At 70.8% G+C, this 1,066-nt stretch carries 2 protein-coding genes and 1 pseudogene; all 3 read right to left on the bottom strand.

Annotated elements, in window-relative coordinates:
* Positions 1-134: 134 nt before the first annotated feature.
* Positions 135-455, bottom strand: a complete 321-nt coding sequence (locus ABZ823_RS30970; protein ID WP_361666251.1) for a hypothetical protein — start codon at positions 453-455, stop codon at positions 135-137.
* Positions 452-625 (bottom strand): hypothetical protein, encoded by a 174-nt coding sequence (locus ABZ823_RS30965; RefSeq protein ID WP_361666249.1) that lies wholly within the window; start codon positions 623-625, stop codon positions 452-454. Before ABZ823_RS30965 ends, ABZ823_RS30970 begins: the two co-directional genes overlap by 4 nt.
* A pseudogene (locus ABZ823_RS30960) lies at positions 625-1,066 on the bottom strand (hypothetical protein); the annotation flags it as partial. The gene ABZ823_RS30965 and the pseudogene ABZ823_RS30960, both read right to left, overlap by 1 nt.

Raw genomic sequence — 1,066 nt, 5'->3', positions numbered from 1 at the left:
TCCCGGCCCTGCTGCTGCGCCTGGTAGGAGCTGTCGACCTCCCAGCCCTTGGCGCCGCAGGTGGTGCACACGTACTGGTACTTGCGGCCACCCCGGGCGGAGCGAACGGTGGTGTGGTGCCTCATGGACATGGGTCAGTTGCCTTTCCGGAAGTCGGCCCACAGGCCGCGCAGGACGAGGACGCAGATCGTCAGGGAGACGACGGCGAGGGCGAGGACGGCGGCGAGGATCGCGAACCCGAACACGAGGAACGCGATCGCGACGACGACCACGACCAGGGCGAGGACGCCGACGCATCCGCCCGCGATGTACGCGCCCCACGGGTGGGCCTTGATCGGCTGGAGCGGAACCGTTGCCTGCTGAGCAACGATCGCCGGGCCGTACTGGACGGGCGGGGCGTACATCGGGCGCCCGGCCATGTCGTAGCCGATCTGCTGCTGTACGGGCTCATTCACCGCGCCCACCTCCGCAGCCGGGGCAGGTGCGGGCGGGCGGCGATGCCGAGCCCGAAGGCGACGACGACGGGCTTGGAGACGATCGCCGCGGCGACGGTGACGACGACGGCGAGCAGCGACGGGAAGACGATCAGGAGCCCGAGCAGGGCGCCGAGGATCAGCCAGCGCATCACGCGTATCCGCCTTCCATGGGCTTGGCCGGGGCCTGCGAGTCGGACCTCTTCGCGGCCCTCGACAGGGCGGTTCGGACGTAGGGCTCGGTGACGACCAGGCGCCGGTTCCGAGCGACGTGCTCGACGATCTCCTTGGCCTTGGCGTCCGGCCCGAGGGCGGATGCGGCCTCGATGACGGCGGCTTCCAGAGTGACCGGTTCGAGGGTGCTGACCTGCTGATGCGCGGGTGCATCATCTCGCTGCACCTCGTACTCGGGAGGCTGGTGGCCGAGCACCAGGGCGACCGCGACGGCGTCGACGGGCAGGCCGTAGGTGCCGAGCAGGGAGGCGAGCTCGGCGGGAAGCGCATCAGGTCGCGCATCGTGTGCGAGACGGATCGCGTCGGCCGGGTCGACGGTGGTGAAGTGCTCGCGCAGCGCCTCGGTCGCGGTGATCGGG

The sequence above is a fragment of the Streptomyces sp. NPDC047079 genome, from assembly GCF_040643755.1.
Classification (GTDB): Bacteria; Actinomycetota; Actinomycetes; order Streptomycetales; family Streptomycetaceae; genus Streptomyces.
Note: the sequence above shows the minus strand (reverse complement) of the source record. Positions and strands in the feature narration are given on the sequence as shown.